Here is a 21,942-nt window from a genome sequence, read left to right as displayed (position 1 = left end):
CGTTCCGATACGAAACGTACGAAACACTAAGAAACGCCGGCATAGCTCAGTTGGTAGAGCAACTGACTTGTAATCAGTAGGTCCACAGTTCGAATCCGTGTGCCGGCACCATCTTAGAGAGTTTGGAGTGCGAAGTAAAGAACGACACTGATGTAAGTGTAAAAATGGTGAGGTTCCCGAGCGGTCAAAGGGGGCGGACTGTAACTCCGCTACGAAAGTTTCGAAGGTTCGAATCCTTCCCTCACCACCAATTTTAAGACTTCAAAGTGGTAAGTACCAACATCGTGCGGGAGTAGCTCAGTTGGTAGAGCGGCAGCCTTCCAAGCTGCATGTCGCGAGTTCGATCCTCGTCTCCCGCTCCATTGTTTGAAGTGCTAATATTTGCTCTTATAGCTCAGTGGTAGAGCACTCCCTTGGTAAGGGAGAGGTCTCGAGTTCAAATCTCGATAAGAGCTCCAGATTACAGTTTGGCAACGTGGTTGCAAAAATATTTCAAAAGCAGGCTATTTAGTCTGCTTTTCAAGTATTTGGTGTTTGGTTTTTTTTAAACGATATGTCGGAGCTGGGTTTTACTCAGAATTGTGTTCGACGTAAACGAGGAAGATTAACATGGCTAAGGCTAAGTTTGAACGTAATAAGCCACACGTTAACGTGGGCACAATCGGTCACGTTGACCATGGTAAAACAACTTTAACAGCTGCGATTGCAACTGTATGTGCTAAAACATTCGGTGGTGAAGCGAAAGACTACGCTGCAATCGACTCTGCACCAGAAGAAAAAGCACGTGGTATTACAATTAATACTTCACACGTAGAATACGATTCTCCAACTCGTCACTACGCTCACGTAGACTGCCCGGGCCACGCCGATTATGTTAAAAACATGATTACTGGTGCTGCTCAGATGGACGGCGCGATCCTTGTATGTGCTGCGACTGACGGTCCAATGCCACAAACTCGTGAACACATCCTGCTTTCTCGTCAGGTAGGTGTACCTTACATCGTTGTATTCTTGAACAAATGCGACCTTGTAGACGACGAAGAGCTTCTTGAACTGGTTGAAATGGAAGTTCGTGAACTTCTTTCTACTTACGACTTCCCAGGTGATGACACTCCAATCATCCGTGGTTCTGCTCTTGCAGCTCTTAACGGTGACCAAGGTCAATACGGCGAACCAGCTGTAGTAGCACTTGTTGAAGCGCTTGACTCTTACATCCCAGAACCAGAACGTGCAATCGACCAAGCATTCTTGATGCCAATCGAAGACGTATTCTCAATTTCTGGTCGTGGTACAGTTGTAACTGGCCGTGTTGAAACTGGTGTCATCAAAGTTGGTGAAGAAGTTGAAATCGTGGGTATCAAAGACACAGTTAAGACTACTGTAACTGGTGTTGAAATGTTCCGTAAACTTCTTGACGAAGGCCGTGCTGGTGAGAACTGTGGTATCTTGCTTCGTGGTACTAAACGTGAAGACGTACAACGTGGTCAAGTGCTTGCTAAACCAGGTTCTATCAAACCGCACACTAAATTCGATGCAGAAGTATACGTACTTTCTAAAGACGAAGGTGGTCGTCACACTCCATTCCTGAATGGTTACCGTCCACAGTTCTACTTCCGTACAACTGACGTAACTGGCGCGATTTCTTTGAAAGAAGGCGTTGAAATGGTTATGCCTGGTGACAACGTAGAAATGTCAGTAGAACTAATCCACCCAATCGCAATGGACCCAGGTCTACGTTTTGCAATCCGTGAAGGTGGTCGTACAGTTGGTGCTGGTGTAGTTGCTAAAGTAACTGCATAATCATAGAATAGAAAATAAGCTGGAGTTTCGGCTCCAGTTTATCTACAGGCCAGTAGTTCAATTGGTAGAGCGTCGGTCTCCAAAACCGAATGTTGGGGGTTCGAGTCCCTCCTGGCCTGCCAAGTTTTTTTCAAAAGACGCTTGATGTCGGCAAAACTGGTCATATAATAAGTCGCGAAACCTACGACGAGTACAAAAATGTCGAATGATAAATCACGCGACGCATTAAGCGAAGCGGCAATTCCTCAAAGAAATAATCCTGCTGTAGATGTAAGTTCTGGTTCTCCATTAGACATTGTTCTATGGGTTATCGCCTTGATTTTATTGGTCGGTGCTATGATGGTAAACCAATATTTACCTGCATACTGGGCGCCTGCGAATGATATTTGGGTGCGCGTTGGGGTAATTTTGGCTTGTATCGTTGTGGCATTCGGTTTATTATACGCCACCCATCAAGGCAAAGGCTTTGTTCGTCTTCTTAAGGATGCACGAATCGAGTTACGTCGAGTGACCTGGCCTACCAAACAAGAGACTATGACCACATCTTGGCAAGTCCTTGCTGTTGTAGTGATTGCAGCCATTGTTCTATGGTGCTTTGACTATGTTTTAGGCTGGTTAATGAAGTTTATTATCGGGTAAGAGAGCTATGAAACGTTGGTACATTATTCATGCCTATTCAGGTTATGAAAAACAAGTGATGCGTTCGCTTAATGATCGAATCCAGCGTAGCGCTGTTGCCGATAGCTTTGGTGAAGTCCTTGTTCCTACCGAAGAAGTGGTAGAAATGAAGGATGGTAAGAAGCGTAAATCAGAGCGTAAGTTCTTTCCTGGCTATGTATTAGTCGAAATGGAAATGAACGATGACACTTGGCACATCGTGAAAGAGTGTCCAAAAGTGCTTGGTTTTATTGGTGGTACGGCTGAAAAACCGGCTCCAATTACGCAAAAAGAAGCTGATGCAATCCTTGCACGTGTACGCAATACTGGTGAAGCACCGCGTCCTAAGACCATGTTTGAACCAGGCGAAGAATTACTCGTAATTGACGGTCCATTCACTGACTTTAAAGGTGTGGTGGAAGAAGTGCTTTACGACAAGTCACGCTTAACGCTGACCATTAACGTATTTAACCGACCAACTCAGGTTGAACTGGAATTTCGCCAAGTCGAAAAAACAGTTTAATTTGTTCGGGTTGAAAACGCCTGATTTGCGTGCAAATCAGGCATTGTTGTTGTAACGGTATCGTTACTTGAAATCATTGGGGAGCCTAGCGGCGTTTGCACCCAGAGGTAATTTGAAATGGCTAAGAAGATTGACGGCTATATCAAGCTGCAAGTTCCAGCTGGTAAAGCGAATCCATCTCCACCGATTGGTCCTGCACTAGGTCAACGTGGTGTTAACATCATGGCATTCTGTAAAGAATTCAATGCTGCTACACAAAAAGTTGAAGCTGGTCTGCCAATTCCAGTCGTGATCACTGTGTACAACGACAAGTCGTTCACATTCATCATGAAAACTCCACCTGCTGCTGTTCTTCTTAAGAAAGCTGCTGGTATCCAAAAGGGTTCTTCTGTACCTAACAAAACTAAAGTTGGTAAGTTGACTCGTGCTCAATTGGAAGAAATCGCGACTACTAAAGAACCAGACTTAACTGGTGCTGATTTAGACGCGCGTGTACGTACCATCGCTGGTTCTGCACGTTCTATGGGCTTGGAAGTGGAGCTATAAGACATGGCAAAGTTAACTAAACGTCAAAAAGCCATCGCTGCTGCTGTAGAAGCACAAAAAGTTTACACTTTAGAAGAAGCTGTAGAAGTTCTTACTAGCCTTCCAGCTGCGAAATTCAAAGAATCTTTGGACATCGCTGTAAACCTGGGTGTTGACCCTCGTAAATCTGATCAGGTTGTTCGTGGCGCGACTACTCTTCCTGCAGGTACTGGTAAAACTGTACGCGTAGCTGTATTTGCTCAAGGCGCTGCTGCCGAAGCTGCGAAAGAAGCTGGTGCAGACGTTGTTGGTTTCGACGATCTTGCTGAAAGCATCCAAGGCGGAAACCTTGACTTCGACGTAGTGATTGCTGCTCCTGATGCAATGCGCGTTGTTGGTAAACTGGGTACGATTCTTGGTCCACGTGGCTTAATGCCAAACCCTAAAGTGGGTACTGTAACTCCTGACGTTGCGACTGCAGTTAAAAATGCAAAAGCTGGTCAAGCGCGTTACCGTGTAGACAAAGCAGGTATTATCCACGCTGCGATCGGTCAAGTAGGTTTCTCTGCTGAAGCTGTTCGTCAAAACGTTGAAGCTCTTGTAGCTGACCTTAAGAAAGCAAAACCTGCTACTTCTAAAGGTGTTTACATCCAAAAGATCACTCTAAGCTCTACTATGGGTCCTGGTCTGATCGTTGATGTAGCAAACGTTTCTAAATAAGTTTTAAACTTATACAGAATTTTAAAGCCCTGAGTAAGTTTTAAAGCACTGCTTTAAAACTTACGCAAGAAGAAACCGGTTTCGGACTGCTTGCGAACTTAGGCAGACTTTGAATTGATAAATGTAAATTTATCAGCGTCAAAGACCTCAGGCGAGGGGAGTTTTATGCTTCTTTCTTAATATTCCAGCCTGCGTAGACGCGGTGGTGTGATTTGTTCATCCTCCGCGTGTGATTTCAGAGATGAATTCACGAATTGGGAGTGTGCTTGTGATCAGGCACATAAATCACCGTTAGGAGGTTTTACAATGGCTCTTCTTATTGAAGGCAAAAAACAGATCGTAGCTGAAGTAAGTGAAATTGCTTCTACTGCATTTGCCGCTGTTGTTGCTGACTACCAAGGTTTAACAGTTGAGCAATTAACTGCTCTTCGTGTTGAAGCTCGTAAACTAGGTGTTAAAACACGTATCGTGCGTAACACTCTGGCTAAACGCGCTCTTCAAGATACTCAATTCAATATCTTGAACGACAGCCTTGTTGGCCCAACAATCTTAGCTTTCTCGACTTCTGAAGACGACATGGGTGCAGCTGCACGCTTGTTCGAAGAATTCGCAAAAACTAACAAAGCATTCGAACTTAAAGCTGCTGCATTTGATGGCAAAGTTTACGAAGGTGCTGAAGTTAGCGTAATCGCGAACCTTCCGAACCAAGAAAAAGCGCTTACTATGCTTGCAAACGTTCTTCAAGCTCCTATTTCGAAATTGGGTCGCCTTATTACTGCGCTCAAAGAGAAAAACGAGTCAGAAGCTGCATAAGCTTAAATTTATTTCCACACCATTCAATTTCCATTTGGAGTTATTCTCATGGCTTTAACTAACGAAGAAATCCTAAACGCAGTTGCAGAAAAAACTGTTCTTGAACTTGTTGAACTAATCTCTGCTTTCGAAGAGAAATTCAACGTATCTGCTGCTGCTGTTGCTGTTGCTGCTGCTCCTGGCGCTGCTGCTGCTGCTGAAGAACAATCAGAATTCAACGTTGAGTTGACTTCTTTCGGTGGTAACAAAGTTGCTGTAATTAAAGCAGTTCGTGAAGCTACTGGTCTTGGCTTGAAAGAAGCTAAAGACATGGTTGAAGGCGCACCTACAGTTCTTAAAGAAGGCGTTTCTAAAGAAGAAGGCGAAGAGCTTAAGAAAAAACTTGAAGAAGCTGGTGCTACAGTTACTCTTAAGTAATTTCTTAAAGGAGCCGGTTTTTTTATAATCGGCTCCAAAAATTGGCTGATGGCTCTTGGGTCATCAGCCTTTTTGCGTTACAATAATCGGCTCGATTTTTGTTTGCATGATATAAAATTCATACAAATTAAAAATAAACATAATGAACAAACGCTTACCAATATTTTTCATTAAAAAAATATTGTTAAGCGTTTTAATACCACTAAAAATTGCAGCATTTGTAAAGAGTGGTGGCCATATCGGCCAGCGTAATTCCTTCTGAGCCCGTTCTGCAGGCGGGCTTGGTTTACACTTTCCGAGGACTCCAGATGGCATACTCATATACCGAAAAGAAACGGATCCGTAAGAATTTTGGTAAATTGCCTAGCGTCATGGATGCTCCGTACCTGCTCGCGATTCAAGTCGACTCGTACAGAACATTCTTACAAGATGGCAAATCACCAAAAAACCGCGAAGATATCGGTCTCCAAGCCGCATTTCGTTCAGTTTTTCCTATTGAAAGTTATTCTGGCAATGCTGCTTTAGAATTCGTTGAGTATAGTCTTGGTAAGCCTGAGTTTGATGTACGCGAATGTATCCTTCGTGGCTCAACTTATGCAGCACCAATGCGCGTAAAAATTCGTTTGATCCTGAAAGATCGCGAAACTAAATCAATCAAAGACGTACGTGAACAAGAAGTCTACATGGGCGAAATGCCGCTTATGACAGACAACGGTACTTTCGTAATTAACGGTACCGAGCGTGTAATCGTATCGCAATTGCACCGTTCACCGGGCGTATTCTTTGACCACGATAAAGGCAAGACTCACTCAAGCGGTAAAGTCCTTTATTCAGCACGTATCATTCCTTACCGTGGTTCATGGTTAGACTTTGAATTCGATGCCAAAGACCTGGTCTACGTACGTATTGACCGTCGTCGTAAATTGCTTGCGACTGTGGTGCTTCGTGCGCTGGGTTATGCCAACGAACAAATTCTCGACATGTTCTACGAGAAAGTACCTGTGTATCTGGACATGGGTAGCTACCAGATTGACCTTGTTCCAGAGCGCCTGCGCGGCGAAATGGCACAGTTCGACATTGCTGACAAAGACGGCAAAGTCATTGTTGAACAAGGTAAACGTATTAACGCACGTCATGTACGTCAAATGGAAGCATCTGGTCTTGAGAAGCTTTCTGTTCCTGATGAGTACCTGTACGAACGTATCACTGCTGAAGACATCCCACTGAAAGATGGTGATGTGATTGCAGCCAATACTGTTCTGAGCCATGAAATCATGGTGAAAATTGCAGAAGGCGGCGTGAAACAGTTCAATATCCTGTTTACTAACGATATCGACCGTGGTCCGTTTATTGCGGATACATTACGTGCTGATACCACAGTAAGCCGTGATGAAGCGCTTGTAGAAATCTACAAAGTCATGCGTCCAGGTGAGCCACCAACAAAAGAAGCTGCTGAGAACCTGTTCAATAACCTGTTCTTCTCTTCTGAGCGTTATGATCTGTCTCCAGTGGGTCGTATGAAGTTCAACCGTCGTTTGGGTCGTCCTTACGAAGTGGGTACTGATCAGAAGTCACGCGAAGTTGAAGGCATTCTCTCGAATGAAGATATCACTGATGTATTAAAAACATTAGTAGAAATCCGTAACGGTAAAGGTGAAGTCGACGATATCGATCACTTGGGTAACCGTCGTGTTCGTTCTGTGGGTGAAATGACCGAGAACCAATTCCGTGTAGGTCTGGTTCGTGTAGAGCGTGCTGTTAAAGAACGTCTGTCTCAAGCTGAAACTGATAATCTGTCTCCGCAAGACCTGATCAATGCGAAGCCAGTGGCTGCTGCAATCAAAGAATTCTTTGGTTCAAGTCAATTGTCTCAGTTCATGGACCAAAACAACCCGTTGTCTGAAATTACACACAAACGTCGTGTATCAGCACTTGGGCCTGGTGGTTTGACTCGTGAACGTGCGGGCTTCGAAGTACGTGACGTACATCAAACTCACTATGGTCGTGTATGTCCAATTGAGACTCCTGAGGGTCCAAACATTGGTTTGATCAACTCGCTATCTGTTTACGCAAAATGTAACAACTTCGGTTTCCTGGAAACTCCATACCGTAAAGTGGTTGATGGTCGCGTAACTGATGACGTTGAATACCTATCTGCGATTGAAGAAGTAGGTACTGTGATTGCACAGGCCGACTCTGCAGTAGATAAAGATGGCAACCTGTCTGAAGAATTCGTTTCTGTACGTCACCAAGGCGAATTCGTACGTATGCCTCCTGAAAAAGTGACGCATATGGACGTATCTGCTCAGCAGGTTGTATCTGTAGCAGCATCACTGATTCCGTTCCTTGAGCACGATGACGCCAACCGTGCATTGATGGGTTCGAACATGCAACGTCAGGCTGTTCCTACGTTAATTGCTGATAAACCACTGGTTGGTACCGGTATGGAAGCGAACGTAGCACATGACTCTGGTGTATGTGTAATCGCGAAACGTGGTGGTCGTATTGAATTTGTTGACGCTTCGCGTGTCGTGATTCGTGTCAACGAAGACGAAATGGTTGCAGGCGAAGCAGGTGTAGATATCTATAACCTGATCAAATACACACGTTCTAACCAAAACACTTGTATCAACCAGAAAGTTCTTGTGAACCTGGGCGATAAAGTAGGTCGTGGTGACGTTCTGGCTGACGGTCCATCAACTGATGGCGGTGAGCTTGCGCTTGGTCAAAACATGCGTGTAGCGTTCATGACCTGGAATGGTTACAACTACGAAGACTCGATCTTGTTATCTGAGCGTGTTCTTCAAGAAGACCGTTTAACGTCTATTCACATCCAAGAACTTTCATGTGTTGCACGTGATACCAAATTGGGTGCTGAAGAAATTACTGCCGATATTCCGAACGTGGGTGAAGCAGCGCTTTCTAAACTGGACGAGTCAGGTATCGTTTACATCGGTGCTGAAGTGACTGCGGGTGACATCCTGGTAGGTAAAGTAACGCCTAAAGGTGAAACTCAGTTAACTCCTGAAGAAAAACTGCTTCGTGCAATCTTCGGTGAAAAAGCGGCTGATGTAAAAGATTCTTCTTTACGTGTTCCATCGGGTACTAAAGGTACTGTGATCGACGTTCAAGTGTTTACACGTGACGGTCTTGAGAAAGACGAACGTGCTCAGGCAATTGAAAAAGCTCAGCTGGATGCTTACCGTAAAGACTTGAAAGAAGAATACAAAATCTTCGAAGAAGCAGCACGTGAACGTATTGTACGTCTGTTGAAAGGTCAGGAATCTAACGGTGGCGGTACTACTAAACGCGGTGACAAACTGTCTGAAGAATTGTTATCTGGTTTAGAGCTGGTTGATCTGCTTGATATCCAACCAAGTGATGAAGCAATTGCTGAACGTTTAACTCAAATTCAAGTGTTCCTGAAAGAGAAGAGCCTTGAAATTGATGAGAAATTTGCAGAGAAAAAACGCAAACTTTCTACAGGTGACGAACTGACAACTGGCGTATTGAAAGTTGTTAAGGTTTACCTGGCCGTTAAACGTCGTATCCAGCCTGGTGATAAGATGGCAGGTCGTCACGGTAACAAGGGTGTAGTTTCTAACATCCTGCCTGTTGAAGACATGCCGCACGATGCCAATGGTGTACCAGTAGATATCGTACTGAACCCGCTCGGTGTACCATCACGTATGAACGTGGGTCAGATTCTGGAAACTCACTTGGGTATGGCTGCTAAAGGTCTTGGCGATCAAATCGACAAGATGCTGAAAGAACAGCGTACAGTTCTTGAACTGCGTGATTTCCTAGACAAGATTTATAATAAGGTTGGTGGCCAGCAAGAAGATCTTGACAGCCTAACTGATGAAGAAATCTTGAAACTGTCTGGTAACCTGCGTAAAGGTGTTCCTCTGGCAACTCCAGTATTTGACGGTGCTGAAGAAGGTCAGATCAAAGAATTACTTGAGCTTGCTGGCTTGTCACGTACGGGTCAAACTGTATTGTATGATGGCCGTACTGGTGAACGTTTCGACCGTCCTGTAACTGTAGGTTACATGTACATGCTGAAACTGAACCACTTGGTTGACGACAAGATGCATGCGCGTTCTACTGGTTCTTACTCTCTAGTAACGCAACAGCCGCTTGGTGGTAAAGCACAATTCGGTGGTCAGCGTTTCGGTGAGATGGAAGTCTGGGCACTAGAAGCATACGGTGCAGCATATACGCTTCAAGAAATGCTGACTGTGAAGTCGGATGACGTTGAAGGCCGTACCCGTATCTATAAGAACATTGTAGATGGTAACCATTATATGGACCCAGGTATGCCTGAATCGTTCAACGTATTGACCAAAGAGATCCGTTCTTTAGGTATCAACATTGAACTGAAAAATGGTGACTAAGAAATCTCCCCCGACCCCTCTTTAAGAAAGAGGGGAGAAAGTCCCCCTTTATAAAGGGGGATTTAGGGGGATTCTTGAGATTCCCGAATTTCAGTAAAAAACAATATTTGTGACCCAGTCGGGAAGTGAAAATCTCCTCGACACACGGAGAAAAAAATTGAAAGACTTGCTCGATATCATGCGCAAAAAGACGGATTCCGACGGTCATGCTCCAGTAGAGTTTGATCGCATCCGTATTGGTCTTGCGTCACCAGAAATGATTAAGTCGTGGTCTCATGGTGAAGTTAAAAAGCCAGAAACCATTAACTACCGTACGTTCAAACCAGAACGTGACGGTTTATTCTGTGCCAAAATCTTTGGTCCAGTAAAAGATTATGAATGCTTGTGTGGTAAATACAAGCGTATGAAATACAAAGGCGTCATTTGTGAAAAATGTGGCGTTGAAGTAACAACTGCGAAAGTTCGTCGTGAGCGTATGGGTCACATCGAACTAGCGTCTCCAGTTGCACACATCTGGTTCTTAAAATCACTTCCTAGCCGTATTGGTCTTCTTTTAGACATGACGCTACGTGATATCGAACGCGTATTGTATTTCGAATCTTACGTTGTCACTGATCCAGGTATGACTCCATTTGAGAAATACCAACTTCTTAACGATGAAGAATACTTCAATGCGTTAGAAGAACACGGTGATGAATTCACTGCGAAAATGGGTGCAGAAGCGGTTCAAGACTTGCTTAAAGATATCGATCTTGAAGCTGAAATTGCGCGTCTTCGTGAAGAAATTCCAAACACGACTTCAGAAACTAAGCTTAAAAAAGCTTCTAAACGTCTGAAATTGATGGAAGCATTCAACGATTCGAACAACAAGCCAGAATGGATGGTGATGAACGTACTTCCTGTACTTCCACCAGATCTTCGTCCGCTTGTACCACTTGAAGGTGGTCGTTTCGCGACTTCTGATTTGAACGACCTTTACCGTCGTGTGATCAACCGTAACAACCGTTTAAAACGTCTTCTTGACCTTGCAGCTCCAGACATCATCGTACGTAACGAAAAACGTATGTTGCAAGAATCTGTAGATGCATTGCTGGATAACGGTCGTCGTGGTCGTGCGATTACTGGTTCTAACAAACGTCCTCTTAAATCTTTGGCAGATATGATCAAAGGTAAACAAGGTCGTTTCCGTCAGAACTTGTTGGGTAAACGTGTCGATTACTCTGGTCGTTCGGTAATTACCGTAGGTCCAAGCCTTCGTTTACACCAATGCGGTCTTCCTAAGAAAATGGCGCTTGAACTGTTCAAGCCATTCATCTTTGCGAAACTGCAAGCATCTGGTCAAGCAACAACCATTAAAGCTGCGAAGAAAATGGTTGAACGCGAAACTCCAGAAGTTTGGGACGTACTTGCATCAGTCATCCGTCAGCATCCAGTGATGTTGAACCGTGCGCCGACACTTCACCGTCTAGGTCTTCAAGCGTTTGAACCTATTCTGATTGAAGGTAAAGCGATCCGTCTTCACCCACTCGTATGTGCTGCGTTCAACGCCGACTTCGACGGTGACCAAATGGCGGTACACGTACCATTAACACTTGAAGCTCAGTTAGAAGCTCGTGCGTTAATGATGTCGACCAACAACATTCTGTCTCCAGCGAACGGTGAGCCAATCATCGTACCGTCTCAGGACGTTGTCTTGGGTCTTTACTACATCACTCGTGATGCGGTAAATGCCAAAGGTGAAGGCATGGTGTTCGCGGACACTGACGAAGTAAACCGTGCGCTTGCGACTGGTCAGGTGGATATGCACGCTCGCGTGAAAGCACGTGTACACCAAACCGTGATCAACGAAAACGGTGAACGTGAACAGCAAACGATTATCGTAGATACGACTCCTGGTCGCTGTCTGCTTTGGGAAGTTGTGCCTGAAGGTATGGACTTCCAGCAAATTAACGTTGAGATGACCAAAAAGAACATCTCTAAGTTAATCAACTCTTGCTACCGTAAACTGGGTCTGAAAGACACTGTTATCTTCGCTGACCAATTGATGTACCTTGGTTTCCGTCAAGCGACTCGTTCTGGTGTTTCTGTTGGTATGGAAGACATGGTCATTCCACCACAAAAACAAGCGATTATCGGGAAAGCCGAAGCTGAAGTTCGTGAAATCGAACAACAGTTCGAACAAGGTTTCGTAACTGCCGGCGAACGTTATAACAAAGTGGTCGATATCTGGGCGCGTACAAACGACCAGGTAGCGAAAGCGATGATGGACAACTTGTCATTCACGACTGTTAAGAACAAACAGGGTGAGGATGAGAAACAGAAATCATTCAACAGCATCTACATGATGTCTGACTCTGGTGCCCGTGGTTCCGCAGCTCAGATTCGTCAGTTGGCTGGTATGCGTGGTCTGATGGCGAAACCAGATGGTTCGATCATTGAAACGCCTATTAAAGCGAACTTCCGTGAAGGTTTGACAGTACTTCAGTACTTCATTTCAACACACGGTGCACGTAAAGGTTTGGCCGATACAGCACTGAAAACAGCGAACTCTGGTTACCTGACTCGTCGTCTGGTAGACGTTGCGCAAGACTTAGTCATCACTGAGCCGGATTGTGGTACGTTGTCTGGTCTTGTCATGACTCCGTTCATTCAAGGCGGTGACGTGATCGAGAACCTGGGTACTCGAGTACTGGGTCGTGTAGTTGCTGAAGATGTGAAACGTGCAGGTACTGAAGAAGTTATTCTGCCGCGTAACACATTGATCGACGAAAAACTTGCAAACTACCTGGAAGAGCAAGGTGTCGATGAAGTTAAAGTACGTTCAGTCGTATCTTGTGAATCTACTTTCGGTGTTTGTGCGAAATGTTACGGTCGTGACCTTGCACGCGGTCACTTGGTAAACCCAGGTGAATCTGTGGGTGTTATGGCTGCTCAGTCGATTGGTGAGCCGGGTACACAGTTAACCATGCGTACATTCCACGTAGGTGGTGCTGCGAGCCGAACTTCTGCTGCAAACAGCGTACAAGTTCGTAACAAAGGTACTGTACGTTTCCACAATGTGAAAACTGTACAACATGCCAAAGGTCACTTGGTATCAACTTCACGTTCAGGTGAAATCGGTATTGCAGATGACTTAGGCCGTGAACGTGAACGTTACAAACTGCCATACGGTGCGTTTATCTTGCTGAAAGATGGCGAAGCTGTAGAAGCAGGCGGTATCGTAGCAACTTGGGATCCGCATACACATCCACTGGTTACAGAAGTTGCCGGTAAAGTTCGCTTCAGCCAAATCGCTGATGGTGTAACTGCAACATCGAAAACTGATGATGCAACTGGTATGACCACTGTTGAAATCTTGCCTGTAACAGCTCGTCCTGCGTCTGGTAAAGATTTACGTCCAGCTGTTGTGCTTGATACAGTAGACGGCGGCGAACAGTTCTACTTCTTGCCACAAAACACTATTCTTTCTGTCCGTGATGGCGAAACAATTGGTGTGGGTGACGTAATTGGTCGTGTACCACAAGAATCTTCACGTACTCGTGATATTACCGGTGGTCTGCCACGTGTTGCTGACTTGTTCGAAGCGCGTAAACCGAAAGAACACGCAATCCTTGCAGAAGTGTCAGGTGTTGTAAGCTTCGGTAAAGAGACCAAAGGTAAAAACCGTCTGGTGATTACTCCGGATGATGGTTCTGAGATCTACGAAGAGCTGATTCCGAAATGGCGTACCATTAACGTGTTCGAAGGCGAACATGTGAACCGTGGTGAAACCATTTCTGATGGTCCACAGAACCCGCATGACATCTTACGTCTGAAAGGTGAAGTGGCGTTGACCAACTACATCGTGAACGAAGTTCAGGACGTTTACCGTCTGCAAGGTGTAAAAATCAACGATAAACACATCGAAGTGATCGTACGTCAAATGCTGCGTAAAGTGGACATCACTGACGGTGGCGATACAAGCTTCATCAAAGGCGAACAAGTGGATTACATCCGTGTGATGCAAGAGAACCAAGCTGTTCTTGCGCAAAACAAGTTCCCTGCGAAATTTGAACGTCAATTGATGGGTATTACCAAAGCGTCGCTTTCTACTGACTCGTTCATCTCTGCTGCATCGTTCCAGGAAACCACTCGTGTGTTAACTGAAGCTGCTGTAACAGGTAAAGAAGATGATCTACGCGGTCTGAAAGAAAACGTAGTTGTAGGTCGTCTGATCCCAGCGGGTACAGGTCTGGCTTACCACTTAGAGCGTCGTCGTCAAGAAGCAGAAGCTGCAGAATTTGAACTGCACAATGACTTCTCTGATGTAGACCAAGCGTTAAGCCAAGCATTCAGCGATGAATTTAACGGTCTGTAATTAGCCGCTAAATCATTTTAAAAAAGCCACCTTCGGGTGGCTTTTTTATTTCTCAAATTATATATATTTATATTGCTAGAAAAGATCAGATTATCTGGTAGTTACTTGTCCTAAATATGGAGAAATCATCAATAAAACATGATCTTTCATGCGCTCTTTACAAAATAAATCATGAAGGTTTCAAGATTTAACATCTTGTTATGAATCGCTCCTTAAAATCAGGTTAATCTTAAGTCAAAGCACGAAGGAAGGCCAAGATCATGAAAAAGTTAATGAGCGTAATGGCTGTTGCAACTATCTCCACTTTTATGTTGGCAGGCTGTGAAAATATGTCTGCTAAAGATCAGCGTATTGGCGCAGCTGCGCTCGGTGGTGCAGTGGGCGGTGGTGTAGGTAACAGAGTAGGTGGTGGTGTTGGTGCAGCAGTTGGCGGTGGTGCCGGTGCAGCAGTCGGTAGTAAAGCTCAAGGTGGTTCAAACCGTAATGCGACCTATAGTGGTGTCGGTGGTGCTGTAGGTTCTGCAGTGGGTAAAAGCATCTTTGGCGGTACAGGTGGGGCTGCAATTGGTGGTGCCATCGGTGGTGGTGCTGGTGCAGCGATCGAACAGAATAACCGTCGTCGTTAATCGACAGAACTATCCTCCAGATAGATTTAAAAGCGCCTCCATGGCGCTTTTAGTTTATTCAATTTCGTTATTTAGCTTCTCGAAGCTTGCCTTTGCTCTGTTTAAGGCGGATATAAACGGTCTTTTGTACCTCAGCGATACGCACACCGGAATCATCATAAATATTGAGCTGATACTGGCGATAAACCGGACTATGGTCAGCTGCCAGTTCTTTTACTGTTTGCACTTCCTGCCTGGAAATCCGGATGTCCGCATAGACCGTTCCACGTCCTGGCGCTAGAAACTGAATGGTAGAGCTTTTATCCCAGACAATGTATTTCGGACCCAGATGGTGCATCAGCAATAACATATAAAAAGGATCGACCATGGAATACAGGCTGCCACCAAAATGTACTCCGACAATATTCTGATTTTTGCGAGTCAGTGGCATTTTCACGCGAACGTGATAATTGGCAAAATCCATTTCATCAATGACAATGCCTGCTCCACGATAAGGGGCATAGCGATTCAGGATAAATTTGGATAACGAGGGCAGTTGCTGAATTTTTCGTAATAGGCTCATGTGGATATTCTTTTTTCTAGTCTTATATGCATACTAGAACAACAAAAATAAGCTGGCATTGATAAATCGTGCCTATTTCAACAATAAAAGAGCCAATCAGCGAATAAGGATACATCTATGCAAAGACATAGCCAGTGGGTAGATACCAGCGATCATCAACGTCTCTATGTGAAAACCTGGGGCGAGCCTGAACAACCGGCTTTAATGCTGGTTCATGGTTATCCTGACCATCAGGATGTCTGGGAAGCGGTAATTTCTCACCTCGTTCAGGATTATTTTGTGGTGACCTATGATGTGCGCGGAGCAGGAGACTCCAGCGTTCCCAAGAAAATTTGGGATTATCGTCTGGAACGTCTGTGTGCAGATTTAGAGCAAGTGGTCGATCAGGTCTTGCCAGGACGAGCTTTCCACCTTGCGGCTCATGACTGGGGTTCAATCCAGGCTTGGGAAGCGGTCACCGAACCTAAATTTAAAAGCCGTATTTTGTCTTTTAGCACCATGTCAGGTCCATGTCTGGATCATGCGGCTTTCTGGATGCGTGAACAGTTTAAACAGCATAAGACCAAGTTCTTTAAACAGATGACTAGGTCCTGGTATATCGCGGTATTCCAGTTGCCTTTTATAGCGCCTACCGCATGGAATTTCTTTAATGCAGAACGTTGGGGCAAAATGATCAGTCAGCTGGAACAGCAGGAAAATCTGCCGCTAAACCAGAATATTGTCAAAGACGGAAAATATGGCGTTAATCTGTATCGGGCGAACTTTTTACCGCGTTTATCTCGACCTAGACAGCGTTTTGCAGTCTGTCCGGTACAGGCAATTGTGCTCAAGAAGGACCAGTTTGTTGGCCCAGATCTGATTGATGAAATGCCAAAATGGGTAAAAGATTTTTCCCGGGTAGAATTAAATGCCAATCACTGGGCGATTTTGAGCCAGCCGGAACAGGTGGCTCATCTAATCCATAATTTTATTCAGCAGAAATTAACAGCGACCACTTAATACGGAGATTGGGAACGTGACTCGGCAAGGGATAAGTGGAAGAATTTTTATCCGGATTTTCTGATAAAATAGCCGTTTTCTCTCATTCCCAATTCATTATGTTCGCAATTCTTGCTGCTATTGGAGTCATGTTTGGACTCTCATTGGCACGTGTACCTGTGGTTTTTGCCCTGGTCATTGGTGCTGTTACGGGTGGTTTGCTGGCAGGTCTTGGCCTCCAGGGAACTTTAGACGCATTTAACAATGGTCTGGGCGGTGGCGCTAAAATTGCCTTGGCTTATGGCATCTTGGGTGCCTTTGCTTTGGCCTTGGCACGTTCCGGTTTGCCTGACTTGCTGGCCTATAAAATGATCACTACCTTAAAAGGTGAGGCATCAGAAAAGGCACAGAATAAGGTTAAATATCTGATCTTTTGTACAGTCGCATTGGCTGCCGTTTTCTCGCAAAACGTGATTCCAGTGCACATCGCCTTTATTCCGGTTCTGATTCCACCGTTATTGCTGGTATTTAACCATCTGAAGCTGGATCGCCGTTTGGTGGCCTGTCTGCTGACCTTTGGTCTGGTGGGAACATATATGCTGGTTCCAGTTGGTTTTGGTGCCATCTTCCTGAATGATATTCTGGGCCATAACATCAATACCTTTGGTAAACCCTACGGATTTGAGATTACTTATGACCAGATTCCCGCTGCGATGGCAATTCCGGTCTCAGGTATGTTCGTGGGTTTGCTGGTAGCCATGTTTATCAGCTACCGTAAGCCACGTCTTTATAAAGATATCCATGTGGAACAGCAGCAAAGTATCTCTGCTGAACTGGGTGTAGAACAAAAATCAGCGAAACCGCAAATTGCCAAACTGACCATCTGGATGGCAGCGATCGCGGTGATTGCAACCCTTGTGGTACAGCTTTATTCAGATTCGATGATTCTTGCCGGTCTGGTCGGTGTCGCAATCTTGAGCTGTGCCGGAATCTTTAAATGGAAAGAAGCAGATGATGTGATCATCACCGGTATGCGTATGATGGCCCTGGTTGGTTTTATCATGATTGCCGCGCAAGGTTTTGCTGCCGTGATTGAGGCAACAGGACAGGTTCCTGCGCTGGTTGAAGCGTCGGTTGACTGGATTGGTAATAGCCAGGCACTTGCCGCCTTTTTAATGTTGTTGATTGGTCTGCTGATTACTCTGGGTATCGGTTCATCATTCTCTACCATTCCGATCTTGGCGATTATTTATGTACCGCTCTGTATTCAATTTGGTTTTAGTCCTGCAGCAACTATTGCGATCATCGGGACTGCGGCTGCTTTGGGCGATGCTGGCTCTCCAGCATCAGATTCAACTCTAGGTCCAACATCCGGTCTGAATATGGATGGTCAGCATGACCATATGAAGGATAGTGTGGTTCCAACCTTCATTCATTTTAATATTCCGCTTATCATTTTTGGCTGGATTGCAGCCATGGTTCTATAAGTCCTTTTTATAATCTGCTCTGATATAAATCGGAGCAGATTTGCCTAGATTTAAAATAAATTATAAGATGTATTTAAAATATATGTTTAAATAAAAAATTAATATAAACCTGATTATTTTGCTCTGAATATTATTATTTTAATCTGATTAATTTACTGGGTATTTAAAACCAACCAATATAGTCAATTTAAAATAAATATATAATAATTACATATATTTAAATAATAAATGAAATTTAGTTTTATAATATCTATTGCATATTAATTTAAGCCGTGTTTATTATTAATTAAGAAATATTTTCTTAATAATTATTCTTCCCTTGGGGGTATTTTAAAATGTTAAAGCAAGTAGCTCTAATTGCATTAATGGGTCTTTCAGCATCTGCGATGGCAGGGCAATGGCAAGTGAAAGTGGGGGCTTCTGTATTAGCACCTACTCAGGAAACTGACCTGATTCCTGGTGTGGTTGAAGATGCTAAAGCAAGTAGCGAACTCAATTTTACTCCTTCAGTCGAATATTTCTTCAATGACAATATTTCAGCCGAATTATTATTGGCTACCCCGTTTAAACATGATGTTGAGATGGCGGGTGATGTGAAAATTGCATCATTAAAACATCTACCACCAACGATCACAGCCAAATATAATTTTAAAAATTCAAGCCGCTTTACTCCCTATATCGGCGTAGGTGCTACAGTATTCATTCCATGGGATGAAGAATTTAGCCAAACTGCAAAAGACGCATTAGGTGTATCAAAGCTTGATGCAGATGTTGCTTATGGTGTAGCTGGCCAAGTCGGCTTTAACTTCCAGCCAGCGGATGCAAAAAACTGGGGTGTATTTGTTGATGCACGTTATGCAGACTTAGATACAGATCTGGAAGCAAAGACTGCTGATGGTACAAAAATTAATTTGGGTGAATTTGGAATCGATCCTTGGGTTTATACGATCGGTTATAGCTATAAATTCTAAGCTCTAATTTTTTGGTTTACTTTTTCCAAAAGCCTCATCAAGAATGGGGCTTTTTTTCAAAATAACAACGATTTATAACGTATTGAAATTGAGCAGATTGGCAATACTCAAATATATTAAAACGAATAAAGTAAATATTAATTGAATACGACTTAATAATAAGGAAGATCAAAGCATGAGTTTTTTGTCGAAGAGTCTTTTGATCTTCAGCACGCTGTTTATTTCACAGAGTTATGCTGCCAGTTTTAATTGTCAGAAAGCGACAACCGCGACTGAGAAGACAATTTGTGAACATCGTTTGCTGAATGATGCTGATGTCAAAATGAGTACCAGCTATAACATCTTGCGCCGTATGGTGCCGATGGGAACACGTTCAGTAATTCAACGCGATCAGGTGAAATGGCTGCAATTTCGTGATCGCTGCCAGGAATCCGTATCCTGCTTGAGTCAGGTCTATAATATGCGTCAGCAGCAACTGGATCTGCATTTTGATCGTATCTATAAAATGGGGCCTTATTAAGTCTTGTCCATCCCATCAATTAAACTGATAAAAATGAAAGCCATAAAAATATTTTTTGCGAAAAAATTATTTTAAGGCTATTGAAAATTATTGAACTCACTCCATTCATATAGGCAACAGTTAACATCTGTATCTAAAATAATAGGAGTGATTCATGAGCGATTTAAGCGTACAAAAACACAGTTTCCAGGCTGAGGTAGCGCAGTTACTGCACCTTGTGACCCATTCGCTTTATTCAAATCCTGAAATTTTCCTGCGTGAATTAATTTCTAATGCTTCAGATGCGTGTGACAAATTACGTTTTGAAGGGATCAACCATCCTGAATATTATGAAAATGATCCTGACCTCCGCGTACGTGTCAGCCTCGATCCAGAAAATAAAACTATTACCATTTCAGATAACGGGATCGGTTTAAGCCAGCAAGAAGCCATTGAAAATCTGGGGACGATTGCCAAATCAGGGACCAAAGACTTTATGTCAAAACTGACGGGTGATCAGAAAGCTGATGCGCAGCTGATTGGCCAGTTTGGTGTAGGTTTCTACTCAGGCTTTATTGTGGCTGACAAAATTACCGTAGAATCACGCCGTGCCGGTACAGATGCCTCAGAAGGGGTGCGCTGGATCAGTGGCGGTACCGGTGAGTTCGAAGTTGAACAGATCACCAAAGAAGGCCGTGGTACCGATATTATTTTGCATCTGCGTGAAGATGCACTGGATTATCTGCAAAGCTATAAAGTCAAACAGATCATCAATAAATACTCAGATCACATCAGCCTGCCTATCCAGATGCAAAAAGAAGTCTGGCAGGAAGAAGAAGCTGCTGAAGGTGAAACACCAAAAGGCGGTCAATATGTGAAGACCGATGAGTGGGAAGCAATTAACTCGGCCAGCGCACTGTGGACCCGGAATAAATCTGAGATTACTGAAGAGCAATATACCGAATTCTATAAGAACCTGACCCATGATTTTGCTGCCCCATTGGCTTGGGCGCATAACCGGGTTGAAGGTAGTACTGAATATACCCAACTGCTTTATATCCCAAGCAAGGCCTCACAGGATATTTTCACCCGTGAAGCCAAAGCCGGCATCAAGCTCTATGTGAAACGTGTGTTCATTATGGATGATGCGGATAACCTGATTCCAAACTATCTGCGCTTTGTACAGGGCGTGGTAGACAGTGCCGATCTGCCATTGAACGTGAGCCGTGAATTGCTGCAGGAAAGCCGTGATGTGAAAACCATCCGTGAAGGCAATACCCGCCGTATTCTGACCACTTTGGATAATCTGGCAAAATCTGAAGATGAAAAAGATCAGGAAAACTTCAAAACTTTCTACCGCGAATTTGGTGCGGTGCTGAAAGAAGGTTTAGGTGAAGATTTCGGTAACCGCGAACGCATCTTGAAACTGCTGCGCTATGCGACTTCAACCAATGATGAAGTAAGCACTTCATTGGCGGACTATAAAGCACGCATGAAAGAAGGCCAGAAAGCGATTTACTACATTACCGCTGAAAGCCTGAATGCTGCGAAAAACTCGCCACAACTGGAAGTGTTCAAGAAAAAAGGCATTGAAGTATTGCTGATGTCAGAGCGTGTCGATGAATGGGCAATGAACTTTGTGCATGAGTTCGATGGTACACCATTGCAAAATGTCTCTAAGGGTGCAGTGGATCTAGGTGATCTGCAAGATGCGGAAGAGAAAAAAGCACTTGAAGCGGCTGCTGAACAGTTTAAACCTGTGGTTGAAAAGCTAACAGATTCTTTGAAAGACAAAACCAAAGAAGTACGTGTAACAACTCGTCTAGTCGACTCTCCAGCCTGTCTGGTTACAGGAGAAGGGGAGCTTTCTCCACAACTGATTCGTATGCTGAAAGATGCAGGTCAGCCTGTACCGGATGTGAAGCCGATTCTGGAGATTAACCCGGAACATCCACTGGTGAAAAAACTGGAAGGTTCTGCCCAGTTTGATGATCTGGCCAATGTGATCTTTGATCAGGCAATGATTGCAGAAGGTGGACTACCAGAAAATCCGGCTGAGTATGTAAAACGTATTAACAGTCTATTATTGGGTTAATTTTTATATTTCAAAAATCCCTCTACGGAGGGATTTTTTATGTTCTGAATTTAGCGTTTAAAACTTGAATTCCCCCTTTAATGATTTAAAAAAGCGATAGCCAGAATAAAAAAATACCTTTAGGTTTTTGAATTTAAAAAATAGATAATAATTAAAATATTAATTTATAATAACGATTATTAAGTTAAGAGAATTCTCCCATGAAAAAATCACTGATGATGAGTCTGAGTACAATCATTCTGGTATCAATGAGCGCAGCCACAATGGCCGATACTGAGTCCAAAAAAGTGACTCGTAGTGATCATATTAGTTTTCAGGCACCAATGAAAAAAGAGGCGCCAAAGGTAAAACGAATGCAGCGTACAGACCGCGCAGTATGGAATATGCCACAGATGGAACAGCCTTCTTTGCAGCAAAAACGTGTGATTCGTAGTGATCGAATTACCTTTACGACGGTTGAGCACCGCCAATAAAAACTCATTGGATTCAGACATTAAAAAGCCCATATTTTATGG

Annotated in this window: 18 protein-coding genes and 5 tRNA genes; 21 read left to right on the top strand and 2 right to left on the bottom strand. The window is 43.9% G+C overall.

The genetic code is table 11. The features are described 5' to 3' along the window. Positions 1-35 precede the first annotated feature (35 nt). From AC4MCD_RS13240 to rplL, 12 genes are all read left to right on the top strand, one after another. Positions 36-111: transfer RNA gene (locus AC4MCD_RS13240), tRNA-Thr, on the top strand. A gap of 55 nt (positions 112-166) precedes the next feature. Then, positions 167-250 (top strand) — tRNA-Tyr (locus AC4MCD_RS13235). A 36-nt stretch (positions 251-286) separates the two neighbouring features. Continuing rightward, positions 287-362, top strand: a tRNA-Gly gene (locus AC4MCD_RS13230). A 21-nt stretch (positions 363-383) separates the two neighbouring features. Then, positions 384-458, top strand: a tRNA-Thr gene (locus AC4MCD_RS13225). Positions 459-609: 151 nt separating this feature from the next. Further along, positions 610-1,800: an elongation factor Tu gene (gene tuf, locus AC4MCD_RS13220; RefSeq protein WP_491876263.1), complete on the top strand. Its 1,191-nt coding sequence runs from the start codon at positions 610-612 to the stop codon at positions 1,798-1,800. Positions 1,801-1,846: 46 nt separating this feature from the next. Then, positions 1,847-1,922, top strand: a tRNA-Trp gene (locus AC4MCD_RS13215). Positions 1,923-1,998: 76 nt separating this feature from the next. Then, complete coding sequence (secE, locus tag AC4MCD_RS13210) at positions 1,999-2,439, top strand: preprotein translocase subunit SecE (RefSeq protein ID WP_262736197.1); 441 nt, start codon at positions 1,999-2,001, stop codon at positions 2,437-2,439. Positions 2,440-2,446: 7 nt separating this feature from the next. Then, entirely contained in the window at positions 2,447-2,980 is a 534-nt protein-coding gene (nusG, locus tag AC4MCD_RS13205; protein ID WP_005232530.1) for a transcription termination/antitermination protein NusG, read from the top strand. Positions 2,981-3,097: 117 nt separating this feature from the next. Then, a complete protein-coding gene (rplK, locus tag AC4MCD_RS13200; protein WP_004781668.1) occupies positions 3,098-3,526 on the top strand; it encodes a 50S ribosomal protein L11 in 429 nt (142 codons plus the stop codon). A 3-nt stretch (positions 3,527-3,529) separates the two neighbouring features. Beyond that, complete coding sequence (gene rplA / locus AC4MCD_RS13195) at positions 3,530-4,225, top strand: 50S ribosomal protein L1 (protein ID WP_004781669.1); 696 nt, start codon at positions 3,530-3,532, stop codon at positions 4,223-4,225. A 306-nt stretch (positions 4,226-4,531) separates the two neighbouring features. Continuing rightward, entirely contained in the window at positions 4,532-5,038 is a 507-nt protein-coding gene (rplJ, locus tag AC4MCD_RS13190; protein WP_004781671.1) for a 50S ribosomal protein L10, read from the top strand. A gap of 48 nt (positions 5,039-5,086) precedes the next feature. After that, the gene (gene rplL, locus AC4MCD_RS13185) at positions 5,087-5,455 is read left to right on the top strand and encodes a 50S ribosomal protein L7/L12 (RefSeq protein WP_159123444.1); all 369 of its coding nucleotides are present in this window, start codon (positions 5,087-5,089) and stop codon (positions 5,453-5,455) included. Positions 5,456-5,518: 63 nt separating this feature from the next. Here the strand turns inward: rplL and AC4MCD_RS13180 are convergent, their stop codons facing one another. Next, a complete protein-coding gene (locus tag AC4MCD_RS13180) occupies positions 5,519-5,770 on the bottom strand; it encodes a hypothetical protein (RefSeq protein WP_034170979.1) in 252 nt (83 codons plus the stop codon). On the opposite strand from AC4MCD_RS13180, the gene rpoB reads away from it, so the two are divergent. The 3 genes from rpoB (at position 5,764) to AC4MCD_RS13165 (ending at position 14,835) form a co-directional block, all read left to right on the top strand. After that, a complete protein-coding gene (gene rpoB, locus AC4MCD_RS13175) occupies positions 5,764-9,852 on the top strand; it encodes a DNA-directed RNA polymerase subunit beta (RefSeq protein ID WP_004781674.1) in 4,089 nt (1,362 codons plus the stop codon). The genes AC4MCD_RS13180 and rpoB overlap by 7 nt on opposite strands. Before the next feature lie 157 nt (positions 9,853-10,009). Then, positions 10,010-14,209 carry a DNA-directed RNA polymerase subunit beta' gene (gene rpoC, locus AC4MCD_RS13170; protein WP_180104691.1) on the top strand — a complete coding sequence of 1,400 codons (4,200 nt, stop codon included), beginning with the start codon at positions 10,010-10,012 and terminating at the stop codon, positions 14,207-14,209. Positions 14,210-14,469: 260 nt separating this feature from the next. Next, complete coding sequence (locus AC4MCD_RS13165) at positions 14,470-14,835, top strand: YMGG-like glycine zipper-containing protein (protein ID WP_034170980.1); 366 nt, start codon at positions 14,470-14,472, stop codon at positions 14,833-14,835. Positions 14,836-14,902: 67 nt separating this feature from the next. Here AC4MCD_RS13165 and AC4MCD_RS13160 read toward each other — a convergent pair whose 3' ends face one another. Further along, positions 14,903-15,397 (bottom strand): DUF4442 domain-containing protein, encoded by a 495-nt coding sequence (locus AC4MCD_RS13160; protein WP_180104692.1) that lies wholly within the window; start codon positions 15,395-15,397, stop codon positions 14,903-14,905. 117 nt (positions 15,398-15,514) lie between these two features. Between AC4MCD_RS13160 and AC4MCD_RS13155 the strand changes: the two genes are divergently transcribed. The 6 genes from AC4MCD_RS13155 to AC4MCD_RS13130 all read left to right on the top strand — a co-directional run bounded on the left by AC4MCD_RS13155 (position 15,515) and on the right by AC4MCD_RS13130 (position 21,900). Next, on the top strand, positions 15,515-16,396 hold the full coding sequence (locus tag AC4MCD_RS13155) for an alpha/beta fold hydrolase (protein ID WP_491876262.1): 882 nt from the start codon (positions 15,515-15,517) through the stop codon (positions 16,394-16,396). Positions 16,397-16,494: 98 nt separating this feature from the next. Then, the gene (locus tag AC4MCD_RS13150; protein WP_159123440.1) at positions 16,495-17,862 is read left to right on the top strand and encodes a Na+/H+ antiporter family protein; all 1,368 of its coding nucleotides are present in this window, start codon (positions 16,495-16,497) and stop codon (positions 17,860-17,862) included. A 335-nt stretch (positions 17,863-18,197) separates the two neighbouring features. Next, complete coding sequence (locus tag AC4MCD_RS13145; protein WP_491876261.1) at positions 18,198-18,833, top strand: OmpW/AlkL family protein; 636 nt, start codon at positions 18,198-18,200, stop codon at positions 18,831-18,833. 175 nt (positions 18,834-19,008) lie between these two features. Beyond that, positions 19,009-19,353, top strand: coding sequence for a lysozyme inhibitor LprI family protein (locus AC4MCD_RS13140; RefSeq protein WP_034170983.1), 345 nt, complete (start codon positions 19,009-19,011; stop codon positions 19,351-19,353). Between the two features lie 154 nt (positions 19,354-19,507). Next, on the top strand, positions 19,508-21,427 hold the full coding sequence (gene htpG, locus AC4MCD_RS13135) for a molecular chaperone HtpG (RefSeq protein ID WP_491876260.1): 1,920 nt from the start codon (positions 19,508-19,510) through the stop codon (positions 21,425-21,427). Between the two features lie 200 nt (positions 21,428-21,627). Then, the gene (locus tag AC4MCD_RS13130) at positions 21,628-21,900 is read left to right on the top strand and encodes a hypothetical protein (protein WP_419363858.1); all 273 of its coding nucleotides are present in this window, start codon (positions 21,628-21,630) and stop codon (positions 21,898-21,900) included. The last annotated feature ends 42 nt before the right edge of the window (positions 21,901-21,942 follow it).

The organism is Acinetobacter sp. CAU_H_78 (genome assembly GCF_058599365.1).
Note: the sequence above shows the minus strand (reverse complement) of the source record. Positions and strands in the feature narration are given on the sequence as shown.

Bases quoted from the DNA above. Each gene is read 5' to 3' on its own strand.
- tuf (WP_491876263.1), top strand. From the start codon at position 610: ATGGCTAAGGCTAAGTTTGAACGTAATAAGCCACACGTTAACGTGGGC.
- secE (WP_262736197.1), top strand. From the start codon at position 1,999: ATGTCGAATGATAAATCACGCGACGCATTAAGCGAAGCGGCAATTCCT.
- nusG (WP_005232530.1), top strand. From the start codon at position 2,447: ATGAAACGTTGGTACATTATTCATGCCTATTCAGGTTATGAAAAACAA.
- rplK (WP_004781668.1), top strand. From the start codon at position 3,098: ATGGCTAAGAAGATTGACGGCTATATCAAGCTGCAAGTTCCAGCTGGT.
- rplA (WP_004781669.1), top strand. From the start codon at position 3,530: ATGGCAAAGTTAACTAAACGTCAAAAAGCCATCGCTGCTGCTGTAGAA.
- rplJ (WP_004781671.1), top strand. From the start codon at position 4,532: ATGGCTCTTCTTATTGAAGGCAAAAAACAGATCGTAGCTGAAGTAAGT.
- rplL (WP_159123444.1), top strand. From the start codon at position 5,087: ATGGCTTTAACTAACGAAGAAATCCTAAACGCAGTTGCAGAAAAAACT.
- rpoB (WP_004781674.1), top strand. From the start codon at position 5,764: ATGGCATACTCATATACCGAAAAGAAACGGATCCGTAAGAATTTTGGT.
- AC4MCD_RS13180 (WP_034170979.1), bottom strand. From the start codon at position 5,770: ATGCCATCTGGAGTCCTCGGAAAGTGTAAACCAAGCCCGCCTGCAGAA.
- AC4MCD_RS13165 (WP_034170980.1), top strand. From the start codon at position 14,470: ATGAAAAAGTTAATGAGCGTAATGGCTGTTGCAACTATCTCCACTTTT.
- AC4MCD_RS13160 (WP_180104692.1), bottom strand. From the start codon at position 15,397: ATGAGCCTATTACGAAAAATTCAGCAACTGCCCTCGTTATCCAAATTT.
- AC4MCD_RS13155 (WP_491876262.1), top strand. From the start codon at position 15,515: ATGCAAAGACATAGCCAGTGGGTAGATACCAGCGATCATCAACGTCTC.
- AC4MCD_RS13150 (WP_159123440.1), top strand. From the start codon at position 16,495: ATGTTCGCAATTCTTGCTGCTATTGGAGTCATGTTTGGACTCTCATTG.
- AC4MCD_RS13145 (WP_491876261.1), top strand. From the start codon at position 18,198: ATGTTAAAGCAAGTAGCTCTAATTGCATTAATGGGTCTTTCAGCATCT.
- AC4MCD_RS13140 (WP_034170983.1), top strand. From the start codon at position 19,009: ATGAGTTTTTTGTCGAAGAGTCTTTTGATCTTCAGCACGCTGTTTATT.
- htpG (WP_491876260.1), top strand. From the start codon at position 19,508: ATGAGCGATTTAAGCGTACAAAAACACAGTTTCCAGGCTGAGGTAGCG.
- AC4MCD_RS13130 (WP_419363858.1), top strand. From the start codon at position 21,628: ATGAAAAAATCACTGATGATGAGTCTGAGTACAATCATTCTGGTATCA.